The 22,921-nt window shown below is 68.9% G+C and carries 20 protein-coding genes and 3 pseudogenes; 7 read left to right on the forward strand and 16 right to left on the reverse strand.

The window, feature by feature from the left end; genetic code table 11:
* Positions 1-835 precede the first annotated feature (835 nt).
* The gene (locus ACFYML_RS22290) at positions 836-2,335 is read left to right on the forward strand and encodes a protein kinase (RefSeq protein WP_387422476.1); all 1,500 of its coding nucleotides are present in this window, start codon (positions 836-838) and stop codon (positions 2,333-2,335) included.
* A 547-nt stretch (positions 2,336-2,882) separates the two neighbouring features.
* On the opposite strand, the gene ACFYML_RS22295 is transcribed toward ACFYML_RS22290, so the two are convergent.
* Positions 2,883-4,091: a hypothetical protein gene (locus tag ACFYML_RS22295; RefSeq protein WP_387422477.1), complete on the reverse strand. Its 1,209-nt coding sequence runs from the start codon at positions 4,089-4,091 to the stop codon at positions 2,883-2,885.
* Positions 4,092-4,720: 629 nt separating this feature from the next.
* On the opposite strand from ACFYML_RS22295, the gene ACFYML_RS22300 reads away from it, so the two are divergent.
* Complete coding sequence (locus tag ACFYML_RS22300; protein WP_387422478.1) at positions 4,721-5,203, forward strand: hypothetical protein; 483 nt, start codon at positions 4,721-4,723, stop codon at positions 5,201-5,203.
* Between the two features lie 162 nt (positions 5,204-5,365).
* Here ACFYML_RS22300 and ACFYML_RS22305 read toward each other — a convergent pair whose 3' ends face one another.
* Positions 5,366-5,965: an AAA family ATPase gene (locus ACFYML_RS22305; RefSeq protein ID WP_387422479.1), complete on the reverse strand. Its 600-nt coding sequence runs from the start codon at positions 5,963-5,965 to the stop codon at positions 5,366-5,368.
* Between the two features lie 77 nt (positions 5,966-6,042).
* Here ACFYML_RS22305 and ACFYML_RS22310 point away from each other — a divergent pair.
* Positions 6,043-6,690: pseudogene (locus ACFYML_RS22310) on the forward strand (transposase family protein); the annotation flags it as partial.
* Positions 6,691-6,725: 35 nt separating this feature from the next.
* Here ACFYML_RS22310 and ACFYML_RS22315 read toward each other — a convergent pair.
* A pseudogene (locus ACFYML_RS22315) lies at positions 6,726-7,060 on the reverse strand (YnfA family protein).
* 44 nt (positions 7,061-7,104) lie between these two features.
* Positions 7,105-7,320, reverse strand: coding sequence for a hypothetical protein (locus tag ACFYML_RS22320; RefSeq protein WP_387422480.1), 216 nt, complete (start codon positions 7,318-7,320; stop codon positions 7,105-7,107).
* Positions 7,321-7,814: 494 nt separating this feature from the next.
* On the opposite strand from ACFYML_RS22320, the gene ACFYML_RS22325 reads away from it, so the two are divergent.
* A complete protein-coding gene (locus ACFYML_RS22325) occupies positions 7,815-8,339 on the forward strand; it encodes a maleylpyruvate isomerase family mycothiol-dependent enzyme (RefSeq protein ID WP_387422577.1) in 525 nt (174 codons plus the stop codon).
* 48 nt (positions 8,340-8,387) lie between these two features.
* Here ACFYML_RS22325 and ACFYML_RS22330 read toward each other — a convergent pair whose 3' ends face one another.
* The 7 genes and pseudogenes from ACFYML_RS22330 to ACFYML_RS22360 form a co-directional block, all read right to left on the reverse strand.
* Entirely contained in the window at positions 8,388-8,987 is a 600-nt protein-coding gene (locus tag ACFYML_RS22330) for a MerR family transcriptional regulator (protein ID WP_387422481.1), read from the reverse strand.
* Positions 8,984-9,334, reverse strand: coding sequence for a hypothetical protein (locus ACFYML_RS22335; protein WP_387422482.1), 351 nt, complete (start codon positions 9,332-9,334; stop codon positions 8,984-8,986). The genes ACFYML_RS22330 and ACFYML_RS22335 overlap by 4 nt, the downstream gene beginning before the upstream one ends.
* Positions 9,335-9,667: 333 nt before the next feature.
* The gene (locus ACFYML_RS22340) at positions 9,668-10,039 is read right to left on the reverse strand and encodes an ArsR/SmtB family transcription factor (RefSeq protein ID WP_387422483.1); all 372 of its coding nucleotides are present in this window, start codon (positions 10,037-10,039) and stop codon (positions 9,668-9,670) included.
* Positions 10,040-10,199: 160 nt separating this feature from the next.
* The gene (locus ACFYML_RS22345; RefSeq protein ID WP_387422484.1) at positions 10,200-10,607 is read right to left on the reverse strand and encodes an arsenate reductase ArsC; all 408 of its coding nucleotides are present in this window, start codon (positions 10,605-10,607) and stop codon (positions 10,200-10,202) included.
* A gap of 13 nt (positions 10,608-10,620) precedes the next feature.
* Positions 10,621-11,136 (reverse strand): GNAT family N-acetyltransferase, encoded by a 516-nt coding sequence (locus ACFYML_RS22350; RefSeq protein WP_387422485.1) that lies wholly within the window; start codon positions 11,134-11,136, stop codon positions 10,621-10,623.
* A gap of 20 nt (positions 11,137-11,156) precedes the next feature.
* Positions 11,157-11,864, reverse strand: a pseudogene (locus ACFYML_RS22355) (aquaporin); the annotation flags it as partial.
* On the reverse strand, positions 11,861-12,235 hold the full coding sequence (locus ACFYML_RS22360) for an ArsR/SmtB family transcription factor (protein WP_387422486.1): 375 nt from the start codon (positions 12,233-12,235) through the stop codon (positions 11,861-11,863). The gene ACFYML_RS22360 and the pseudogene ACFYML_RS22355, both read right to left, overlap by 4 nt.
* A 77-nt stretch (positions 12,236-12,312) precedes the next feature.
* Between ACFYML_RS22360 and ACFYML_RS22365 the strand changes: the two genes are divergently transcribed.
* Complete coding sequence (locus ACFYML_RS22365; protein ID WP_387422487.1) at positions 12,313-12,459, forward strand: hypothetical protein; 147 nt, start codon at positions 12,313-12,315, stop codon at positions 12,457-12,459.
* A 20-nt stretch (positions 12,460-12,479) separates the two neighbouring features.
* Positions 12,480-12,938, forward strand: coding sequence for an ArsI/CadI family heavy metal resistance metalloenzyme (locus ACFYML_RS22370; protein ID WP_387422488.1), 459 nt, complete (start codon positions 12,480-12,482; stop codon positions 12,936-12,938).
* Positions 12,939-13,379: 441 nt separating this feature from the next.
* On the opposite strand, the gene ACFYML_RS22375 is transcribed toward ACFYML_RS22370, so the two are convergent.
* From ACFYML_RS22375 to ACFYML_RS22395, 5 genes are all read right to left on the reverse strand, one after another.
* A complete protein-coding gene (locus ACFYML_RS22375; RefSeq protein WP_387422489.1) occupies positions 13,380-13,745 on the reverse strand; it encodes a hypothetical protein in 366 nt (121 codons plus the stop codon).
* Between the two features lie 570 nt (positions 13,746-14,315).
* On the reverse strand, positions 14,316-14,447 hold the full coding sequence (locus tag ACFYML_RS22380) for a hypothetical protein (protein ID WP_387422490.1): 132 nt from the start codon (positions 14,445-14,447) through the stop codon (positions 14,316-14,318).
* A gap of 22 nt (positions 14,448-14,469) precedes the next feature.
* A complete protein-coding gene (locus ACFYML_RS22385; protein WP_387422491.1) occupies positions 14,470-17,133 on the reverse strand; it encodes a bifunctional YncE family protein/alkaline phosphatase family protein in 2,664 nt (887 codons plus the stop codon).
* Positions 17,134-17,276: 143 nt separating this feature from the next.
* Positions 17,277-18,632, reverse strand: coding sequence for an ABC transporter permease (locus tag ACFYML_RS22390; protein WP_387422492.1), 1,356 nt, complete (start codon positions 18,630-18,632; stop codon positions 17,277-17,279).
* Positions 18,629-19,636 carry an ABC transporter ATP-binding protein gene (locus tag ACFYML_RS22395; protein WP_387422493.1) on the reverse strand — a complete coding sequence of 336 codons (1,008 nt, stop codon included), beginning with the start codon at positions 19,634-19,636 and terminating at the stop codon, positions 18,629-18,631. The genes ACFYML_RS22390 and ACFYML_RS22395 overlap by 4 nt, the downstream gene beginning before the upstream one ends.
* A gap of 1,698 nt (positions 19,637-21,334) precedes the next feature.
* Between ACFYML_RS22395 and ACFYML_RS22400 the strand changes: the two genes are divergently transcribed.
* Positions 21,335-22,894, forward strand: coding sequence for a HEAT repeat domain-containing protein (locus tag ACFYML_RS22400; protein WP_387422494.1), 1,560 nt, complete (start codon positions 21,335-21,337; stop codon positions 22,892-22,894).
* The last annotated feature ends 27 nt before the right edge of the window (positions 22,895-22,921 follow it).

The raw sequence follows: 22,921 nt of genomic DNA on the forward strand, positions 1-22,921 counted from the left end.
GGAGGCAACTCGGTGGCATATTCAACGACCCGCACCAATCCAACGCGCCGGCGTGGCCGCCATGCGGCCGTATCCGTCTGGAACCAGCCAACGCAGCTGCTGTGGCAACTCCATCGGCGTTCACGGCAGGGGCCGCCGAGCGTCGTGTTTGCCGTGACCGTCCTGCTGGCCATCAGCTTCACCCTGATCGTGGCGATGTTAGCCCGATGACCTCGTGCCGACTCGCGGCAAGCACTAGCAGACCTGCACCGAAAAATCGTCCCCGTCCGAGCAGACCTGCTCCCAGCCACCCGTGCAGCCCTAGGCCCAGGCATTCAGTCCGCCGCCACTGGCGAAACGGTGCGGCACCAGTGGCGGTCTGAAGGCTGGGGTGGTGTCGGCTACCGGGATCACCTGCGAGGCAGGTAGAAGGCGTACCGGCCTGGATGGCATTCCGCAGGATCGGATCCGAGGGGACCATATCCCGCGGGTCGGTTCGATCGGGCGGCGAGACTCGGGATGCATTTGAGGGCGACGGCGCAACGGCTGCCGCATCACCGGTCAGGGTTGAGGTTAGGGTGCCGCCCGGCGTCGCGGCCATGTTGGCCTGTGCCTCGGACGATGATCACGGGCCCATTCCGTCATTTCAACGACTCCAAACTCGACGGTCAGGACGCATTTCTCCGAGCTGTCGGCGATGCGGCCTGGTCGTTTCCTCGGTGCCGATGGCGCGTTGACCATCTTGGGGGATCGCCCACCATGAGGGAGTCCTGGTGGTTCGTCCGTTGACCCCGATGCCGGCCGTCGCGTCACCGCCCCCCGTGCAGCGGCGCGCTGGGTTGGAGCAGTGAGGGCCGTGCCGAGACGGCTGCTGGATGGCCGCTACCAGTGCGAGGAGCTGCTGGGCAGCGGCGGGATGGGTGAGGTGTGGCGCGGTCGCGACCTGCGCCTGGACCGCCCGGTGGCGATCAAGGTGCTGACCGCGGCGGGCCTGAAGGAGCCGATGGCTGCGGAACGCTTTGACCGCGAGGCCCGTGCGGCGGCCGGGCTGACCCATCCGCACATCGTCGCTGTCCACGACTTCGGCACCGAGGAGAACGACTCCTACCTGATCATGGAACTGGTGCAGGGACGGAGCGTGTCCGCACTGATCGCCGACGGCCCGCTCACTGTCCTGCAGGTGTTGTCGATCGCCGTGCAGACCTGCGACGGGATCGCCGCCGCGCACACGGCCGGGGTGGTGCACCGTGACGTAAAGCCGGGCAACCTGATCGTCACCGCCACCGGCAGCGTGAAGATCTGCGACTTCGGCATCGCCCGCCTTCCCTGGGCAGAGGGGGAGAACACCCTCACCGAGCCGGCGACCAAGCTCGGCACCAGCTCGTACATGTCTCCGGAGCAGGCCCTCGGCCAGCCGGTGGACCACCGCACCGACCTGTACGGGCTGGGCTGCACCCTCTACGCCATGCTCGCCGGCGGTCCGCCGTTCGCTGGCGAGCCGCTCAGCGTGCTGCATCAGCACGTCAACGAGCCACCCCCGCCGCTGCGCGAGCGCCGGCCCGACGTACCCGCCGAGCTGGACGCCCTGGCCGCCGAACTGCTGGCCAAGGATCCCGCCGACCGGCCGTCCGGCGCGCTCGAGGTCCGGGACCGCCTCGCAGCCCTGCTGCCCCGGGCCGGCACGCCGCTTCCCCTCGTGTCGGTCACGCCAGCGGACCCGGGCCGGCCGGCACGGTCCACGCCGGTGACCGCTCTTCCGCCCAGGCGGGACGCAGTTGTCCCGGCACGCCCCAGGCCGGGCCTGGCGCGGCATCGACGCGAGGCGCTACTGGCGGCGGCCGTGCTCGGCGTCGCGCTGCTCGCCCTGACCGGCGTCACGCTGCGCGACCGCGACGACCACACCTCGGTCACTGCGCCGACCACGCCACCGGCATCGGCCACCACCGCCGTGGCGCCCCGCGTGCCGGCCGTGCCGCTCACCATCGCGCCCGCCACGCCCTCGCTACGCACCGTCGCGTCCGCCGCCCGCAGCCCGGCCAGCCCCACACCGAGCCCTCGGGCCACCTCCCGTACGCCGAGCCCCACTCCACCCGCTGACCCGATCGCCGGCATGCGACGGTCGATCCAGGATCAGGTGGAAGCCGGCCGGTTGAACCCTGATGCCGCAAAAGACCTGCACACCAAGGTCGACGCGATCGCGAAGGAGATCACCGAAAACGACCCAGACCAGGCCGAGAAGCAGCTCAAGAAACTGCGCGAAAAGCTCGCCGAGCTGCGACGCGACGGCAAGCTCACCACCGACGGCTACAACGCCCTGTCCGCCAACGCCGACCGGATCGCCGCCGACCTGCAGTAAAGACGTCGAGGTAGCCCGCCGCCGAGCGGATGAAAGAGCCAGCAAGAGCCGTCTTCCTCATCGCATTCTCCGCGAGCTAACCCGCCGCGGCGTAGCCCACTGACGAGGTGCCCATGGGCAGCACGGAAGCTGACTCGACCCGAGCTTCCACGCCGTCGACCAGGGCGACCTCGTTCTCATCCAGTCCTCAAGAAGTCGACACTCGACCGCTGACGCTGAGAGATGCCGCGAGATGTTTCCGCAGGCCAAATGGGGATTGGGCACCAGGTAGACCGAGGTGGGCAACTTGATCTCGTAATGCCAAGGTTTCGTCCCCTGCCTTCGTTGTGCCTGATCTGCGCTCTGGGGCCCGATCCGGTTGTGTCGACGATGGCGGGGAGGGACGCGTATGAGTGGCGCTCGCGGTGTGGGCGGACGGGGCTGGAGGGGGGGTGAGTCCGCCTGGCAGCGACAGTCCCGAGGTTCTCCGGCTGCCCGCCTAGGGATGCCTGATGCGGTCGTAGGGTGCCGGACGGAGATCGGGCTATCGGTGGCGGGCCGCGGGTCGTCAGCGGTAGCAGCGCCAGGCATACGGATCGCCTGGAGTCGACGTTCGTGCGTAGGCGCCCGAACCGTAGGTGTCGCGGCAGGCGACGTCCATGTCGACGGTGGACGCGGAGAGAAGTCTCGTGCATTGCCAACGGCCGTCGTTGCCGGGCTCCGCTGAGCTCCCGGCGGTGTGTCGATCGCAGTACTTCTGGACCATGTTCGCCACTCCGTCGTTGCTCGATGGGCCGAGCAGGGGTGGACTCGGGCTTCGGGTCTGGGCCGGTGTGGCGGAACGTGTGACCGACGGTGCGGCGCTGGGCGTGGCGGAACGGGTGACCGACCGTGTGGCCCTGGGCGTGGCGGGGGAGCTGCGCGGGGTCGCGGAAGTCGGTGTCGCCGACGGTATCTCCGGGAGGGCAATAGGCATCTCAGACCCTTCCGGTGGGATGGTGGCTACCACCAGCGGCCGCTCGCCTTCCGGCGGCTGGCCCGACCCCCAGTTGAACGCCAGAGCGCAGACCAGCGCCCCCAACGCGAGCCCGCCGACCGCGACCAGCCAGCGCCGCCGACTGGTCGGCCGCGGGCGGGCATCAAGCTCCGGGATGTGGAGCACTTGGGTCGGAGAGTCGTCGACAGGCTCGGGGTCCTGCGCGGCGGACGCGCCGTAGCGGTACTGGTTGGGGCCGGCGTGATCGTCGTGCGGGTAATGCTCCTCTTGGGCGGCGTAGCCCACCTCCGGCAGGATGTATGTGTCCTGCAGTGCGGCATTCGCGTCCTCGTGGAGTGGGCCGGCATCGATCGGTCCGTACGGCGCTTGGGCCTGCCGTTCCTGCCACGGGGCCTGGTCGTGCTCGTCGTACCGGTAGGGCTGGTCGGGCTCGTAGTCCGCCGGTGTGGGTTCGGTCACCGGGTCGGACCCCTGGGGCGCGTACTCGTGCTGACGGTAGGCACCGTCGTACTGCTCGTATTCCTCGTACTGCTGGTCTGCCCGGTGCCTTGCGTGCCGCCCGTCCTCCGGGTTCGTATCCGCGGGCTGGTACGGCTCCTCGTACGGGTCCGACGCGTTCTCGGGCCACTGCGGTGCGGCCGCCTCCGGCCACTCGTCGTGCGTGTCGAAGTCGTCTGCTGCCGGACTCGCTAGTTGAGCGATCCAGCTGTCTACGTCACTTGGGTCGTCGTGAACTTGGGCAGCCCCATCGGCGGGGCGTGCGGTCGATCTCTCGGCCACGGTCGCTGGCCTCCTCTGAACGCAGAGGTGCGGACAGCTAGATGACCATACTCACCATCAGCCAAAAGTCCACCCGGACCATCCGGCCAACAGACGACAGACCACCCCCGCTGCCGTCCGGGCGTTGCTGGATTGAGCTGGCCAGGACCGAGCGATCGTCGACCGCGCGCTGCCCTCAGCCACCGGCCACTCCACAACATGCAGCAGCTCCCGAGACTCAGACCACGCCCCGGTGCCGGCGACCTGGGAGGTTGTTATCGCGCCGCCGAGCTTCACCGGGAGGTGGGGTCTGGACCGTCCGCTCGTCGACGGTGAGCGGGTCGAAGCGGTCGGCTACATCGGCAGGAGTCACGACGACGAGTTCCGTCCGGTCGTGTTCTGGTTCGAGGACGGTCAACGGTCACCAGGTGCTCGGCAGTCAACTGCCGGCGAGGCCGCTGCCGGTTCCGTATCCCGAGAGCGATGCGCCGGCAGCCGACCCAGGCCAGGATGCGTCAGCTGCTGCGGAGGATTCCGAGGGCACGTCTCCGATTGTGGTGTGGGGCACGGTCGGCGTCGCTGGTGGTCGTCGTTGTGGGCGGGGCGCTCTACCTACGGGCACGCTCGCGCCGGGCGTGAGAGCGCTCGTCATGGACGACCTCTTCTCCTGGCTTGAGGACGGCTGGTTCGCCGAAGCCATCCGTGGCACGGCCTACCTATTTCCGGTGCTCGAGAGCATCCACATCATCGGTATCGCCCTTCTCATCGGCCTGGCCGCGGCCTTCGATCTCCGGCTGCTGGGACTTGGCAGGCAGAAGCTGCGGGTCACGACCATGGCCAACTATCTCCTCCCGCTGTCACGCCTCGGGTTCGTGATCGCGGCGGTCACCGGCGTCCTCATGTTCCTGCCCGGCGCCAGCCTCATGGCTGATCGTGGCAGCGCTCCGTGGAAGCTCGGCCTCATCCTGATCGCAGGCCTGAACATCCTGAGCTTCCACAGGCGCACCTACCGCAGTGTGTCGGACTGGGACTTGGGCGAGCCATCGCCTGTGCCTGCCCGGATCGCCGCAGTCGTCTCCCTGACGTCGTGGACGGGTGTCACGGTCGCGGGCAGGCTCCTGGCCTACACCTGAAGCCACAGCGGACAGACCCGTCAAGAAGACTCAACGCCGTATCGCTCCGTTTTGACCAGATCGGCGCGATGGCGCCGTGGCCTCGGTGGTGATCGCTGCTCTGACTGCGGCCAGATCGAGAGTGGCTCGATATGGTGGCGGCCTACCGGCACCGACGACGACCTAAGGGACGTCTCCTAACTCGGGGCAGCTTGGGCGAGGTGATCCGGGAGATCCGTGATCGATGGCTGCTGCGTGTTGCTGGACGAACTCGACGCGGGAGGCGACATCGCTGCGCGGCAGGGTACTGAGCTGGTAGCCGTGTTGGGTGTAGGCGGCGATCATGGCGTCGTGGGTACGTACGGCTTCGGCGAAGTCTTGGTGTCGTTCGCTGTCCGTGGTGTAGATCTGCGGCCAGGGCGGGGCGATGAGCACACGCTGGTGGTAGCGGAAGAGCTGCGCTGCGGCTGTGATGTGCGCTGGAACGGGCTGGCCGAGTAGGAGGTAGTAGCCGACCAGGTCGGGGATCCCTCGGTCGAAGAAGACGGGTCCGGGATGTTGGCTCGCTTGGCGGTAGGAGCGGATTTCCCAGCTGAGCATGATTTCGGCGAACAGTCGTGAGTCGCGGGTGTGCAGCGCCTGGCCTCCGATCGATAGCTGGTCCTGGATGATCTGTCGCCCCGCTTCGTCGACGCAGGCGTAGCCAGCACGCCGCAAGCTATCGATCAGCGTGGTCTTGCCAGCTCCCGGACCGCCGGTGATGACGATGTACTGGCTGCTCACGTTGTCCTCTCTGATATGCGTCTACTCCTCGTGGTCCCGGCGTTTGTCCGCTGAGAATGTTGATCGAGGATGCGTGGGTGCAGGTGATCTCCGTAGCCCGCCAGGAGTGGATCTTCCCGTTCACGGGGCTGGCTCCCGCCCAGTTCCGCAGGCTGGTCCGCTTGGTCGCCGAGCATGGCGGGGACGGGATCGCTGACCGTCGGCCGGGCCGGCAGTGGGCCCTCGAACTTCCCGACCGGGTGCTGCTGGTGGCCGCTTACTGGCGCACGAACCTGACGACGCGGCAGATCGGCCCGCTGTTCGGAGTGTCGCATTCCGCCGCGCACCGAGTCATCGACACCCTTGGCCCGCTGCTGGTTCTCGCACCTGTGCGCCGCCGTCCGGTCGACCATATCGCCGTCGTGGACGGGACCCTCATCCCGACGCGGGACCACCGCCTTGCGGCGCCGAGCAAGAACTACCGGTACTCGACGAACCTGCAGGTGGCCATCGACGCCAGAAACCGCCTGGTCATCGCCGTCGGCGACCCTCAGCCGGGCAACCGCAATGACACGATCGTCTATTGGACCTCCGGCATCGACCAGAAGTTGGCCGGACGGCCCGTCATGGCCGACGGCGGCTACCGCGGCAACCCCGAGGTGGTCATCCCGTACCGCAAGAACCGCGACGGCAGCCCGCTACCCCCTACACAACATCGCCCTGACCTGGTGACCACAGACCCAGCCGCAGACAACGTCTCCACACAGTTACGAGACGTCCCTTAGCTGGCCCGTGGGGCGTACATGATGACGGCGACGCCGACGAGGCAGATGGCGGCGCCGATGATGTGGTAGCGGTCGGGGCGGAACTTGTCGACGACCATGCCCCAGGCGAGGGAGCCGGCGACGAAGATGCCGCCGTAGGCGGCGAGGATGCGGCCGAAGTTCGGGTCGGGTTGGAAGGTGGCGACGAAGCCGTAGAGCCCAAGCGCGATGACTCCGGCCGCAATCCACAGCAGGCCCCGGTTTCCCGCCAGCCCTGCCATACCAGCCAGGCGCCGCCGATCTCGGCGCGCGCGGCGATCAGGAACAGCAGGATCGAGCGGACTGCTGTCATGCGTCCGACCGTGGCGTTGCTACCTCGCGCTCGCGCTGGTCGCCCTATGTGCAGGAGCAGTTGCCGCTGGCGCAGCCGGTGGTGTGGCGGCGCTTGCTGGCCCACCACCAGGACAGGCCGGCGAGCACGGCCAGGGCGACGGCGACGCCGGGCAGGAAACGGTTGACTGCGGCCCAGCCGGCACCACCGAGGACCCCGGCAGCCAGTAGCGCCGGCAGCACGCAGCAGGCGGCGCAGGCCGCTGCGGCGAGTCCGGTCATGCCGGAGGGGAGCAGGCGGGGCCGCCGGTCAGTAGTTGTCGGCTCGGTCGTTGTCGGCGTACGGGCCAACGTGCCCAATCGGGTACGCCCGAACGTGCACAGGTCCATAACGACGCTCAACGATTGGTCCCTGAGGTCCGCCACCCTGCCGTCGATCGGGCCATCAACTTCAACGACGCTCGCTGTCCGAGCCGAGCCAAGGTCGTTATAACTGAGGGTGACTGTTTGGTGCCCGAGCCGCCGCGCGTGTCGTGGCCATGAGCGTGCACTGATCCAAGATCGGCGCGCGGCGAGCCAAGCTGTCGGCCCCCAATGGGAGGCTGGTCATCATTGCTGACGCAGAACACGCAACGTACCCGGAGGTTCGTGGAGGTGGCCGAATGAGCAGCCAAGAGCCGAATGCGGATGACGTGATGACCCTTGCCATGCGAGAGCGTGGCGACTTCGCCGATTTCCTCGGCACGCTGACCCCACAGCAGTAGGAGGCGCCGAGCCTGTGTGATGGCTGGACCGTCCGGGATGTGATCGCTCACGTGATCAGCTACGAGGAACTGGGCTGGGCGGGCACGATCAAGCGTTTCGCCCGTGGCGGGTTCGTTTTCAGCAAGGCCAACGAGATTGGCATACGTGAGTACTCCCGTAGCCCGCAGGAACTGATCGATCTGCTACGTGCCCACCAGCGGCCCAGAGGGGTGACCGCCGCGCGCGGCGGCATGATCGCCCTCGTGGACGGGATGATCCACCAACAGGACATTCGCCGCCCACTCGGCATGCCCCGCGAGATACCCCACGACCGTCTGCGAACCGCGTTGCGGCTAGCGCTGACCGCGCCGCCTATCGGCGCACCCAAACGAGCCCGCGGCCTCACCCTCGTCGCCACCGACCTGGACTGGTCACGCGGCTCCGGCCCCGAAGTACGCGGCCCAGGCGAAGCCCTTCTCATGGCCATCGCCGGACGCGGCCACGCCATCAACGAACTGTCAGGCCCTGGCCAAGCCCTACTCGCCGAGCGAACCTGACAACCACACATCGGCTAGAAGCGGATAGGCCATACGGTCGATGCCGGCTCACTGGTAACGGAACGTCACGATGGCCGCCCGCTCGTACCTGTAGGTCTCGCTGAATCCGCTGGCCGGCTTGCGGACGGTTGAAGGCTCGGACGCGCCTCCGCCATCTGCACGACACTGTGCACGTTCAGCTGTACCTGGCTGTGCACGTTGACCCGTACGCCGACAGTCGTTCCTTTCGGCGAGTTCAGCGAACGGCAGGGGGCAGCAGGCGTTGCCGGCGCAGGCGATCAGGTCGTCGCAGCCGGCCGAGATGGCGGTCCGCAGGGTGTCGCGGATGACGGTGAGGTCGGCCACCTTCTGTTCCACCTCGGCGAGCTTGTCCTTGGCTCGTGCCTGGAGGCCGGTGTCGGGTCGGCTGCTGTGCTGGTGTCGGCCGGCGGCGAGCAGGTCGGCGACCTCGTTGAGGGTGAAGCCGAGGCGTTGTGCGGTCTTGATGACCCGCAGCAGGGTGACCGTCTCGGGCGGATAGAGTCGATGCCCGCCCGGCGACCGCTGGGGGGAGGTGAGCAGTCCGCGGCGCTCGTAGTAGCGCAGGGTTTGCAGGTTGACCCCGGCCGCGTCGGCGAGCTGGCCGCTGCGTAGTCCCGGTCCGGTCATCGCTGAACCCGGACAGCCCGTTGGGCGAGGGCATCCAGCACGTCGACGTGTGCCGCGGGCACCCGGACGTCGAGCGTCAGCGAGTTGGAGTCGGGCCGTGCGATGTCGAACGTGAAGAATGTGCAGCAGGACGATTCACGGGCCGTCAGGTCCCGCGCCGTCTGTTCGACCTGGTCCGCGCCGTCGAGCTGCAACCGCAGATGCTGTGCCGACAACCGGTCGGCACTCCGGGCCGCGTCCCGGAAGAACTGATCGAACTCGGCGAGCCGCAGCGGCCGCTCGGCCGTCGGCAGGGTGCACGCGTCCGGCACCCAGGAGCCATCCGTCGTGACATGTTGGTCGCTCATGCAACGACGGTAAGCCTGTACCTAGGTATCAGATGCAAGCCCTGGTTCCGGGCAAGGACCCAGGCCCTCGGAGGTCAGACACGGCCAATCCCGATGACCATTGGGTCGGCTACCGCCACGGTTGAGAAGCCGCTTACCAGCAACGACGGCAGTTGGGAGCCCACGGGCGCCATACCGGTCCCTGCTCCGCGACCATGGTGTCGCCACCGATCCGATCAGCCCAGGCATTGTTGATGGGGCACGACCTTGCCGGCGTGGCCCGTGCGGCTGTGACCTGAGCGGATGCCATCGCGGGCACACGCAGAACCGGGCGGAGGCCCTCGGCAGCGCCGCTCAGCGGGCCCGCTTCGTCGCCCGCTTGCGGGGCGGGGTCAACAGGTCGGCGATCGCCGCGATCGCGGAGGGCACGAGCCGGTAGTACGCCCAGACGCCGCGCTGCTCGCGTTCGAGCAGGCCGGCCTCGGTGAGGATCCGAAGGTGATGGCTCACGGTCGGTTGGGAGAGACCAAGGGGCGCGGTGAGGTCGCTGACGGACGCCTCGCCCTCGGGAGCGGACTGGATCAGGCTGAGCAGTCGTAGCCGGGCCGGGTCGGCGAATGCCTTCAGCACTCCCGCGAGCCGCTCGGCATCGGCACGCTTAATCGGCTCGCCAGCAAGCGGCGAGATGGCAGGCGTAGCAGTTTTCGCAGTTCCCACGCCTTCCATCGTTACACGAACACCATCGATACACCGGTCGAACCAGTACCGGCCACCGTCAGTTTGCGGGCAGGGAACCGTGATGACCTGCCCCGGCCGCCGGCGGCCGGACGAGCGAATGTCGACCCCCGTCCCACGAGTGACCGGGCGGGCAGCGCCGGCGGGTTGGTCAGGCGGTGGGACGAAGTTCGGTGAGGAGCTTCTCCACCCGGGTGCGGATCTCGTCGCGGATCGGGCGCACGGCCTCGATGCCCTTGCCGGCGGGGTCTTCGAGTTTCCAGTCCTCGTAGCGCTTTCCGGGGAAGACGGGGCAGGCGTCGCCGCAGCCCATGGTGACGATGACGTCGGAGGACTCGGCGGTCTCGTAGTTGAGGAGCTTGGGGGTCTGGTCGGTGATGTCGATGCCGACCTCGCGCATGGCCTCGACGGCGGCGGGGTTGACCTGGTCGGTGGGGGCGGAGCCGGCGGAGCGGACCTCGATGGTGTCGCCGGCGAGGTGACGGAGCCAGCCGGCGGCCATTTGGGAGCGGCCGGCGTTGTGGACGCAGACGAACAGGACGGTGGGCTTGTCGCTCATTCGTGAGATCCGATCAGACGATGGTGGGGCTGCGGCGTTCGATGAGGGTGACGTCGCGCCAGGTGCCGTGGTGGCGGCCGACGCGTTCGCGGGTGCCGACGGTGCGGAAGCCGCAGGCGGTGTGTAGGGCGAGGCTGGCGGTGTTCTCGGGGAAGATGCCGGACTGGATGGTCCAGATGCCGGCCTGCTCGGTGGAGGCGATCAGGGCGTCGAGCAGGAGCCGGCCGACTCCGCGGCCGCGGGCGTCGGGGTGGACGTAGACGGAGTGTTCGACCACCCCGGCGTAGACGCACCGGTCGGACACGGCCGAGCAGGCCACCCAGCCGAGGACCCGGCCGGCGGAGTCGACAGCCACCCAACGATGGTCAGGCAGCCGGGTCGCGGTGAACCGCCCCCAGGTCGGTGGCTCCGTTTCGAAGGTGGCGTGGCCCGTTGCGATGCCGAGCCGGTAGATGTCGAGCACGGCATCGGCGTGCTGGTCGCCCATTGCGGTGATGGTGATGCCGGTGGTGCTGGCGGGAGCGGTCATCGGTTCTCCTGGGCAAACTGCGGCACGACGACGACGTCGGCGGAGTCGGCGGCGTCGGGGTACCAGGCGGCGAGGGCGGCGACGGCGACCAGGCCCCCGACGAGCTGGGCCGCGATGAAGCCGGGCATGGACGATGGGGCGATGCCGGCGAAGGTGTCGGTGAAGGCCCGGCCGATGGTGACGGCCGGGTTGGCGAACGAGGTCGAGGACGTGAACCAGTACGCCGCGCCGATGTAGGCGCCCACCGCGGCGGGGGCTGCGGCGGTGCGGCCGCTGCGGGCGAGGGCGAAGACGAGGACGACCAGGCCGGCGGTGGCGACCACCTCGGCCAGCCATAGGTTCCCACCGGTGCGATCGGTGCGGGACCAGGTCGCGGCGGGCAGCCCGAACATGAGGTCCGCCAGGACCGCTCCGGTGATCGCGCCGCCGGTCTGGGCTGCGGTGTAGGCGGCGAGGTCGCGGCCGGTCAGGCCGTTGCCGGCGCGGCGGCCGAGCCACCAGTCGACGGCGGACACGACCGGGTTGAAATGCGCCCCGGACACTGGCCCGAAGATCAAGATCAGCGCGCCCAACGCGAGGGCGGTGGCGACCGCGTTCTCCAGGAGCTGGAGGCCGACGTCGGTGGGGGAGAGCCGGGCGGCGGCGATCCCGGAGCCGACCACGGCTGCAACCAGCAGTGCGGTGCCGGCGAACTCCGCCGACGCCCGCCGGGGCAGGGCGAGGCTCACGCGGTGCCGCCGGCGGCCGGGGCGGCGGAGACCTCCAGCAGCGCGCCGAGCTGCCGGAACGCCTCCGGCCTCACCCGGTACCACACCCAGGTGCCGCGCCGCTCGGAGTCGACCAACCCCGCCTCCCGCAGCAGTTTCAGGTGGTGGGAGATGGTCGGCCCGGACAGGTCAAACGCCGGGGTCAGGTCGCAGACGCAGATCTCGGGAACCGAGGCGATCATCGACATCAGCCGCAGCCGGACCGGGTCACCCAGGGCCTTGAACATCGGCGCGACCACCGTCGCCTGATCGGCGTCCATCGGGCTAGCGGCGATGGGGGAGCAGCAGGCGACCGCGTTGAGATCCACCACCGGCAGCGCTTGTTTCGACATGCCTCTAGGTTGACAGATTTCAAAACAAGGTGCAACGTGGGTCCTGCTTCGAAAATCATCTAGGCAAGGACGAAGCGATGATCAAGCTGTTCCGTCGCCGCCACGTCGACGTCCAAGGCGTGACGTTCTGCGAATCGTGTGGGCAGGTGTGCACCGCGGCTTTCCGCGCCGACGCCCGCTACGAGCGCACCCGCACCACTGCTCTCACCAACTACGTCCGCTGAACCCGTCAAGAGGAGAAATCATGTCGCGTGTCCAACTCGCTCTGCGCGTGTCCGACCTTGAAGGCTCGGTGGCCTTCTACTCGAAGCTGTTCGGCGTCGAGCCGGCCAAGCGTCGCCCCAGCTACGCCAACTTCGCCATCGAGAACCCGCCGCTGAAGCTCGTGCTCCTCGAAGGTGAGGCCGACCAGCCCACTGTCATGGACCACCTGGGCGTCGAGGTGTTCAGCACCGACGAGGTCAACGCCGCCACCACGCGCCTCACCGACGCCGGTCTGATCACCCTGGAAGAGAACAACACCGAGTGCTGCTACGCACTCCAGGACAAGGTCTGGGTACGCGGCCCCGGCAACGAACCCTGGGAGGTCTACACCGTCAAGGCCGACTCCCCGCAGTTGGAGAAGACCGCCGAGAGCGACTGCTGCACCCCGGCTGCCGAGACGGAACCCGCAACCAGCGGAACCACGTCAAGCTGCTGCTGAACGTGCGTGTGGGTGTGGGTGCCCGGCGGCCATGGCCGCCGGGCACCCACACCGCCTTCACGCGTTCCTATCGACAACGGCGACAGGCAGCAACAGGAGGCGTGCTCGGTGCCCACTTCGGTGCCTCCGAAACGGTCAGGCCGCTCCCACAGCAGGTCGGCTCAAGTCACTCTGGCACTGATAGCAGGCTGTGCGTCTTCCAGCCACTAAATTCCGATCTTCACTGCTGCTGCCCATGGCCGCCATCGTTGTCGTTGCTTCGGCCAGCTGTTTGTCCCAGCCCACCACCGACATCACTGCGCCTGCGGGCAGCGGTGAGCATCGCGACCAGCGCGTGTGACTGCGTCCAAGAGCCGTCCTGCTGCCGTGCCAGGGCCAGATCCAGCCCAAGCACCCGCAATTGGCGAGCGCGCAGAAGGCCGCAGCACGTCAACCTGACGTCTATCCCAGGTCCCACGCAGTCCACGAGACGACCCATGGCCGCTTGAGTCGCGTGGCCGGCAGCGGCTGATCCCCGAACAGCATCGCTCCTACCGTCTCGGCCGCCGCCCGCATCTCCGCCCCCGCGTCCCGCAGCGGATCACACACCACCAGCAGGAGATCGCCGTGAACGACTGTCTGGGCGGCGTGGCCCGTCTGCTGTCTGATCAGCGAACGAATCTCCTTCCGCAGAACGGCAAGCTGGTCACCGGGCACCTCCCGGACCTCCGCGTACCCGTGCTCGCGCACCACGTCGCACACCACCGGCGCGCCGACCGGGACTCTGCGGTCGACCGCCGGCGCGGGGAACAGGCGGTCCATCAGCATCAGACACCGTCGGCACGTCGGCGCGAACGCCGGCTCCCGGTACCTGCTCAGCGTCCCGCCGTCACCACCGACCATGAGCGCCCAGACCCGGCCGCACATCGTCGTGCCTCCCAGATCGGCTCTCGCAGCGCCTCGACGTCATACCGCCGCCCGACTGCCTCCCGCTCGCTGTCTCCGCCCGTGAGGTAGTGGTGAGGTACGGCGCCACGGCCTGGTCCGTCGGCTTCTGCCGCCGTACGAGGTGCACGGCCTCGCCTCCGCTGACCGCCACGAGAAGCAGGACGGACTCCCCGGCGGTGATGACGTTCGGTCCGTGCAGGCCGTCAGGCATGCCAGCAGTATGCCCACCCCCGTTTGATGCCGGGCGGCCACACGCGAGGGTTGGCCCGGCCTCCAGAGCCGCTGCCGTCAAGGTCGTCGAGCACGTCGACGCGGGACCGCATCTGCCGTTGTCGCCGGCATGGCACAATCTTCCCGCCTATACGGCGAACAGCTCGTCCGTCCGCTCGTTCCTGCCGCCTTGCCCACCCGGCCGCGCCGGTGCCCGAGGCCGATGCCGGCACTGCCTGTTCACGTTCCTCCGCCGGTGTTCGCCGCCTCCGTCACCAGCGCGAGCTCGACCGGCCGGCCGGGGGCGGCGGCCGGCGTGCGGAACGGCGGCCCACCGCGGATCTCCCGGTGGGCCGCCTGAATCCCCGTCATGGGATCCGTGTGTGACGCAAGGTCAGTCGACGTCGGTGCCGGGCAGGGCTGCGCCCGGCACGTCCTTCGGCAGGTAGATCTTGGCGTCACCCGGGTAGGGCAGGTCCCAGTTGTGGGCGTCGTACCACGTGTACCGGTTCATCAGCTCCGGGTTCGCGTAGTCGGCCTGCGCCCACTTGCCGGTGAGGCGCTGCTTCGAGGCCCACTTGTCCCACGCCTCCGAGTAGGAGACGAAGCTCGCCGGGACGGGGCCCTGGAGGGCGGCCGCGTTGGCGCCGGTCGGCGTGTCGAGGCCGCACGCGGGCGCGGTCTTGATGTTCTCGGTCAGCGAGATGTTGTTGGCCTTCGCGGTGTACGGCGTGAGGTCGGCCTTGGGCGTGAAGGCGCTGTACATCGGGGTGGCCGCGGCGACCTTCTGGTTGAGCGGCTCCGCACCCAGGATCTGCTCGATGGTGCGGACCATGTTGATCTGGGAGTAGTAGGTCGAGACCGTCTTGCCGTGGACGGCGTACGGGCTGATGACCTGGATCGGGGCCCGGTGGCCGTCGACGTGGTCAGGGCCGGCCTGGCTGTCGTCCTCGACCACGAAGATCGCGGAGTCCTTCCAGTACGGGCTGTGCGAGATCGTCTCGACGATCTTGCCCAGCGCGAGGTCGCCACCGGCGACGTTCGACCGCTGGGACACCGGACCACCGGTGTGGTCGTCGGAGAGCCACACCATGTTGAACTCGGCCGGACCGTTCTTCTGGAAGTCGTCCTTCCAGATCTGGTAGCGGTACAGATCGGGGATCTGCATGTCGAACGGGGGTGCGGTCGGCACGGTGATGTTGTTGAGCGAGGGGATCGGCGAGCCGTAGTTGCCCTTGAGCGCGGGGCTGGTCAGCTGCGCCGGGTCGCCGCCCCCTTCGACGTTCTGCGCGGCGCAGTAGTACTGCTGCCAGGTCGAGCCGGCCGGCTTGCCGCTGGAGGAGTAGACGAACTCGCCGAAGTTCTTGGCGGTGTGGCCGGCGGCCATGACGGCGGTCCACAGGAAGCCCGAGCGCTGGTGGCCCAGCACGTCCTCCTGGGTGTCGTAGCTGCGGACGTACTCGCCGGCGCTGGACTCGGTGTACTCCGGGTTGTCACCCTGCATGATCCAGTTGTGACCCTCGGCGGAGTTGGTGCCGATGTCGTAGGTGTTGTCGTAGAGACCGAACTGGCGCGAGAGCGCGTGGATGTTGGGCGTGACCTGCTCGCCGAACTGGGCCAGCGACGGGTCGCCGTTGCCCTCGGGCATGTCGCCGTGGATCTGGTCGTAGGTGCGGTTCTCCTTGACCAGCATGAAGACGTGCTTGATGGGCGAGGGGTCGCCGATGCGCCGGGGCACGGGCAGGGGCGCCACGTTGCTGCCGCGGACGGCGCGCTTGACGTCGCTGTCCGCGCCGCCCCAGCCGTTCTGCTTGAAGACCTGCGGGGTGTAGGTGTCCCTGATCTCGCTGTCGGAGGGGAGGGTGAAGCGGGTCAGCGAGGCGGTCGTGGCGTGGGTGCCGTGGCCGGTCGCCGGGGTGGTGCCGAAGCCCTGGTTGTAGGTGATGGCCGGGCCCCGGGCGTCGATGCCGCGGCGGTTGGCCACGACGATCTGGTCGTCGACCGCGAAGACGTCCTCGGGGTAGTAGTCGGTCGGGACGAGGCCGACGTAGCTGACCGGGTCGAGCGCGCTTTCGCCGAGCTTGTAGACGGCGATTGCGTTGACGCGGCCGAGGCTGACGAGCAGACGGCCGTTGTACACGGCGATCGCGTCGGGCTCGTAGCCGACCTCCGAGCTCTGCCAGGGCTTGGTCTCGATCGTCTGGACGACCTTGTCCATGCTGGTGTCGACCACCGAGATGGTGTCGTCGTTGGTGTTGGCCACGTATAGCGCGCTGCCCTCGAGGTGCATGTCGGTCGGGTGGAGACCGACCTCGATCTGGCCGATGGGCGCCGCGGCGTTGGCCGTGTCGATGACGCTGAGGACACCGGTGGTCGAGGTGCCGAGCACCGGGTCCGCCGGGACGTTGGTGCCGTAGGACTTGATGGTGTCCTCACCCGGCTGGGCCAGGCGGCCGCCCTCGTCGCTGACGTAGAGCTTGGTGCCGACGAACTTCAGCTGACGCGGCGCGATGCCGACGGGGTAGGTCGCCTTGATGGTGCCGGCAACCGGGTCGATCGCGACGACGGTGTTCTGGCCGTTGACGGCGGCGTACAGCGTGCTGCCGTCGGGCGAGAACGTCATGCCGGCGGTGAGCGCCTGCCGGGTGGGGCCGGTCAGGTTGGGGATCGCGATCTTGGTGCCGGCCGCCAGGGTGCCGTCGGCGTTGACCGGGAACCGGGTGATGCCGGTCGCGTTCGGCATGAAGAGGAACTTGCCGTCGGGGGAGTAGAGGGGGCTCTCCTGGCCGACGGTGTTGTCGGACGGACGCAGGTTGGCGCCTGAGGCGGTGCCCGCGCGGAAGATCAGCTGGTAGGTCTCCAGGTCGAAGATCTGCAGCGAGATCGACCGGTCGTTGGCGGTCGCGGCCAGGAAGCGGCCGTCGGGGCTGATCGTGGAGCCCATGAACTTGCCGTAGTTGGTCACGAGCCGCTCGCCGAGCGGCTTGATGATCTGGTTGGAGGAGATCTGCAGACCGTCGGTGTACTCCCCGCCGACCAGGTTCTCACCGAAACCCATGGTGGAACCGTAGGCAACACCACCCGTGACCGTGACCGCGAGGGCCACGCCGCCGGCCACGAGGCCGGTGGGCAACGAGCGCAGGAGGCGACGACGAGGCCGCTTCACGACGCGGTTGCGCCTTACATTCATCTGGTTTCCCTTCACTTTGTAGTTGCCAGCAGGTCGACGACTCCGTCGAACTGCCACAGCGGGTTCGGTCGGTCACCCAGGGGGGTGGCGACCTGGAAGAACCCGTTGACCTCCTTCGGCCCGTCGCCGTCGGCGACGTACCGTCCGTCCGGGGTCACGTCGAGCTGGTAGATCGCGTTGCCGGTCGCGGTCGTACCAGGGAGGGTCCACGTCACGACGCAGCGCCAGTCGGCGCCCGGACCGTGGTCCTCGACGCGCTCCCCGGCCTTGTCGCACTTGGCCGTGGCGTGGAGCTGCTCCTCGGTGACCGCCTGCCGGTTGAGCTGCTCGGTCTGCAGGACGTACAGGTGCGAGAACGACGTCGCCAGCGAGGCCTCGAGCTTGGGCCGCTCGATGCCCGTGCCGTTGGCACCCGTGGTCACGGCGACGACCACGGTCGTGACTGCGGCCAGGCCCGCCAGCGGGGCCAGACCCGCGACCAGGAAGCGGCGGCCCATGCCGTCGTAGGCCAGGTCGGTGAAGTCGCGACGCACGAAGAGTCGGTAGGCGAGGTAGGTGGCCAGCGCCGTCCAGGCCAGGCTGACGGCGAGCCCGATCCACAGCGACCCGAGCTGACCTGGGGCCGTGAAGAGGCCGCGGTAGGTAATGAAGGCGTTCATCGGCGTCGCCACCCGGAGCGCCACCGGGACCGGCATCAGCTGGACACCTTCGAGGATGAGCGCGATGACCACCGGCATCAGTAGGCCCAGCGGGGAGCGCCCCAGCGCGACCGACCCGAGCAGGCCGACCGCGGAGAAGGCGAGCGTGGGCGGGACGATGGTCAGCCAGCCGAGGAGGACCGTCCGGGTGAGCTCACCGGAGTCCATGATGTGCCCGTCCAGTCCCGGCATCGGCTGGGTGCCGAGCGCCAGCAGGCCGCCGGCCAGCGACGACACGAGGAGTGCGGCGAGAAGCGCCAGGGTGACGGTGAGCGCGGCCATGGCCTTGGACACGAAGATCCGGCGGGGCGAGCGCACCGCGACCATCAGGTGCCGCCACGTGCCGAGCCGGTCCTCGACGGCGAAGACGTCACCGGCCACGAGACAGGTGAGCAGGGGCAGCACCAACGTGCCCATGAATTCGAGGATGACCAGGGAGCCCGCCCAGCCGGACTGGTTCATCCAGCGGCCGTAGACCGCGTCGGCGGGAAGGGAGGTCTGCTGGCTGATCACCGCGGTGTAGATGGCCGGGGCGAGCAGGCACGCCAGGAAGACCAGCCGGACGCGCCACTGCGAGACCAGCTTGACCAGCTCGAACGTGTAGCAGCGGCTCAGCGCCACGGGCTGTGGCTGCGTGCGGACGGGGGCATCGACGATGGCCGCGGTCATCGGGAGGTCTCCTGGAGGTCGGGGGTGGAGCCGGTGCTGATGTCGGCGTCTGGGCCGGGGCCGGTGTCGGCGTCGGCGCCGGTGAGCGCCAGGAAAGCGGCCTCCAGAGGGGGCACGACGGGGCCGAGCTCGCGGATCGCGATGCCCGCGCCGACGAGCCGGGCGACCAGGTCGTCGAGGGCCGGCTCCGGGCCCCGCACGACGAACGACTGGTCGTCGTACTGCGACTGCGACTTCCGGCCCGCGACATGGCTCAGGCCCGGGATGTCGGCGGCGAGCCGGCGTGCGCCGTCGGCGTCGGTCGTGACGAGCCGGTAGTCGAGCTCGCCGCTCTCCGTGGCCAGCTTATGCATCGGGCCGGAGAAGACGACCCGGCCGGTGGACAGCAGGGTGACGTCGTCACAGAGCGCCGCGAGGTCGTCCATGCGGTGGCTGGAGAGGACCACGGTGCCGCCGGCCTCGGCGAGGTCGGTGAGGACCTGGTGGACCTGTCGCTTGCCGGCAGGGTCGAGGCCGTTGGCCGGCTCGTCGAGGACCAGCAGACGCGGCTCGCCGAGCAGGGCGGCGGCCAGCCCGAGGCGCTGCCGCATGCCGAGCGAGAAACCGCGGACGCCGTCACCCGCCACCTCGGTGAGTCCGACCCGGTCGAGCAGCTCGTCGACGTCGGCGGAGCGGCCGGCGCCGCTCCGCAGGGAGACCAGGGCCGCAAGGTTCTGGCGCGCCGTCAGCTCGGGATACAGACCGGGGCCGTCCACGAAGCCCGCGACGCCGCCAGGCACCGACAGGATGCGCCCGACCGGTGAGCCGAGGATCTCCAGTGAGCCGCCGTCGGCCACCGCCAGGCCCAGCAGCATGCCCAGGAGAGTGGTCTTGCCGGCGCCGTTGGGCCCGACGAGCCCGTGGATCTGCCCCTCGGGGAGGTCGAGATCGACCCCGTCGAGGGCGATGACATCGCCGAAGGTCTTGGTGATGCCGCGCGCACGAACGGCAGCAGCTGGTTGCATCGGGGTCTCGTCCCATCTGGCCGCGAGCAGCCAAAACAGTTGCCAACTCCAACTTCCTTCGACGGCGAAGCTAAGGAGTCCAGATGACCTGACCCGATCGATTTGCTGAACGTATTGCAAACGTCCAAATAAACGCCTAATACTGCAACTACCGCAAAGGACTCAAACGCCTTTGCGGCGCCATCGTGACCAGTGCAGGGCTTGGCGCATCACGGCACGTCCGCCTTGGGCGAGGCGGGCCGCCAGGCGGCGGATCTCGTTGCTGCTGAGCGGGACGAGTTCGTCTGCGCGCGGGATCGCCGCCACGGCCAACCCCACCCGCTGGCAAGAGGTCAAGACGGGCAGTCCGTGCCCGCACCACGCCAGGGATGACGGCGGCTGGGCCGCATAGCCCTAGCAACCGCCGTTGATTCAGTCCTCAGGAGAGCGGCTCGTGGACGTGTTGATGTCGGCGCTGGTGGGCAGCGGCGGGATGCGGCATACACACCGGCTGGATCGAGGCACGCGTCCGGGTGTTGCCCGGGCCTCCGGCGGAGGTCGACGCCGACTGGGACGCGATCAGCGAGGCGACCCTTCTGGAGTCCCACCGGCAGGCTGTCGGTCGTCGGCCTGATGGGTGGTACCTCGCAGGCCCTCACCGACGTCGCACAGAGGTTGTGCCAGACGCCGGCCACGACCTTGCCGTCCAATGCGTGGACCTCGTTATCGACGGAATGATCCGCTTCGCTGACGCGGCAGAAGCACCCGCGCGGCCACTTTGCCGCTGTTCGGCACCGCGACGATCGGTGCGCGAACGGTGGGGCCGGGTGTGGGTGAACGTGGCCGGTGAGGGGAGCCGGTCAGGTGTCGCGGAATCGGAGCAGGAGTGTGCCGGCCAGGAGTGTGCCGGCTGACCATGCGACGAGCACGGCGAGTCCGGCCCAAGGCCCGATGGGTAGGTGGCGCAGGTCCGTGGTGGCTTGGGTGGCCAGTCCGGCGTCTAGCGCGGGGATCATGATTTGGCAGGGAACGTAGGTCACCAGGGCCAGTCGTCCACTAACTCCCCAACGTCTTCGCCAGGCCAGACCACAAATGCTTCTGCGGCCGTCTCGTCGAAGACCAACTGAGGGCCTGCGACTGACGCTAAGCCACATACGGCACTCAGTGCCGCAACGGAGTTCGGCTTACGGAAGGTCACCGTCTCCACCACGGCATCCGCTGGAATCGGCGGCAGGCTACCTGCCTTTCCGGGTGAGTACACGCTGACCTCCCCCCAGATCCAGTCCGCCAGTGCTCGCGCAGGTGCTTGGGTCCGGGCACTCCGGCAACCGCGAGCCAGTCTTCTTGCCGACGATCTCGAACCAGTTCGTCCCGTGGCAGCCCGCCGACCGGAGGGCGTTGAGAACCTCGGCGGGGGCAAGGGCAGAGTCTCCGGCACCCCGTCCGGAGTGCCTCGCGCGAATCTCGCCGACGCGATCCACTCCGACATCCCGTTCGCAGAGAGACCGTGCAGCGGAATTACGAAGAGCGACCAACTCACGCCGCAGTTTCCCATCCAGGGGCCGCTGGCCAAAGGTTAGGCGACACCGGGATACAAAAGGGTCCCTGCGCGCGCTGGAATCGACTCCACCGCTACGGCCTGTACTACACGGCGGGAAAACGGGTTCGGGCGGGTTTGTCAGCTCGGGCAGGATGTCGGGGTGATCTTGGGGGAAAGGGGTGCAGCGGCCGGTGCTGGAGGAGGGTGGGCCGCTCGGCGCGGTGCGGCGCGCGGTCGACGGTGCTGCCGCAGGCGGGTGGGAGGCGTTGAACCGTCTGGTCGAGGTGCTGCTTGAGGTCGACGCTGCTGGTGATGAGGCGGTGGCGCGGTCGGCGTTGGCGATCGTGACCGGTGTTGCCGGATTGGTGACGCGGGTCGACGCCCACGCGCGTCAGGGACCGTGGTACGGCACGTACCAGGAGTCCGCGGTGCGGCGGGTCAGGGTGCGCTTTTCGGGTGTGACGTCGGGGCCGGTGGCGATGGCGTTGGCCAGTATGGACGGTGATGGGCGGGTCCGGGAGCGTGCGGTCGCGGCGATGGTCGCTCGGCCGTGGCCGGAGGTGATGCCGTTTCTGGTGTTGCGTACGGCGGATTGGGTCAAGCCGGTGCGGGATCCGGCGCGTTCCGGGTTGGCGCTGCTGCTCGGGGACGATCCCGGTGCTTATCTGCCATCGGTGCTGCCGGTGGTGCTGCGTCTCGATGTTTGGGTACGGGGTGGTTTCGCCGTCACTCAGGTACGGGCGGCGTTGCTCTCGTCGTCGCCCGAGGTGTGGCGCGGGCTGTTCGGCTCGGATGGCCGCCGGCAGCGGCGGTTCGTGTTCGACATCGCTGTGTCGCAGGGATGGCTGCGTTTGCCGGACTATGTGACCAGCGCCGAGACTGACCCGGATGTGGGGATTCGGGTCCGGGCGGCGGAGGCGGCCTGCCGTGAGGCGGTCTGGACCCGCCGGCTCGATGTCCTACGCCGGTTAGCCGGGTCGCGGTGGCCCGAGGTGCGGGTGGTGGCGTTGACCGGGCTGGTCCGGGTCGGCCACGACTCTGACGTTGCCGTGCACCTGGATGATGATGCGCCGCTGGTGCGGGCGGTGGCCCGGGACGCGGCCCGCCGCCTCGGCATCGACGCGCGGGAGCACTACCGGCTCGCGGTCGGTGCCGCGGAGCCGCTCCTGGGGGCGATCGCCGGACTCGCCGAGACCGGCTCGGCCGCGGACGCTGCGCTGCTGCGGCCGCTGCTGAGCCACTCGCTGGCCAAGGTCCGCGCCCAAGCGGTCAGGGGTCTGCGGGTGCTGGATGCTGTCGGTGTCGGGGAGTTGCTTCCGCTGTTGCGGGATCCGTCGCCGGCGGTGGTCCGGGAGGTTACCGCCGCACTGCGGCCGCTGGCCGGTGCGGTGCCGCCGGGCTTACCGTGGGAGTTGCTCGCGGACGGCCGGGTGGAGTTGCGCCGCGCCGGCTACCGCCTGCTGCGTGGCCGCGGCGTCGACGTCGAGTTGCGCGCCGCCCTTCTGCTGGCCCTCGACCCGGATCCCCGCCTGGCCGGACGTGGCAAAGCCGACGTAACCCGCCTCGCGCGAGATGCCGAACAAATGACCTGGCGCCGCAGCCCCCGGCCGCAGCTGTCGGTAACCGCGACGCAGCACGCCGCACTGGTTGCGCTGGCGGCCCGAGGGGCGACGGTGCTCGGCGAGGACACCAGCCGGAAGCTCGCCACCTGGCTGACGCGTACCCGCCCCGGCGGATGATTGCTCTCTCGGCCGAGTACAGGCCGG

The organism is Micromonospora sp. NPDC007230 (genome assembly GCF_042869115.1).
Classification (GTDB): domain Bacteria; phylum Actinomycetota; class Actinomycetes; order Mycobacteriales; family Micromonosporaceae; genus Micromonospora.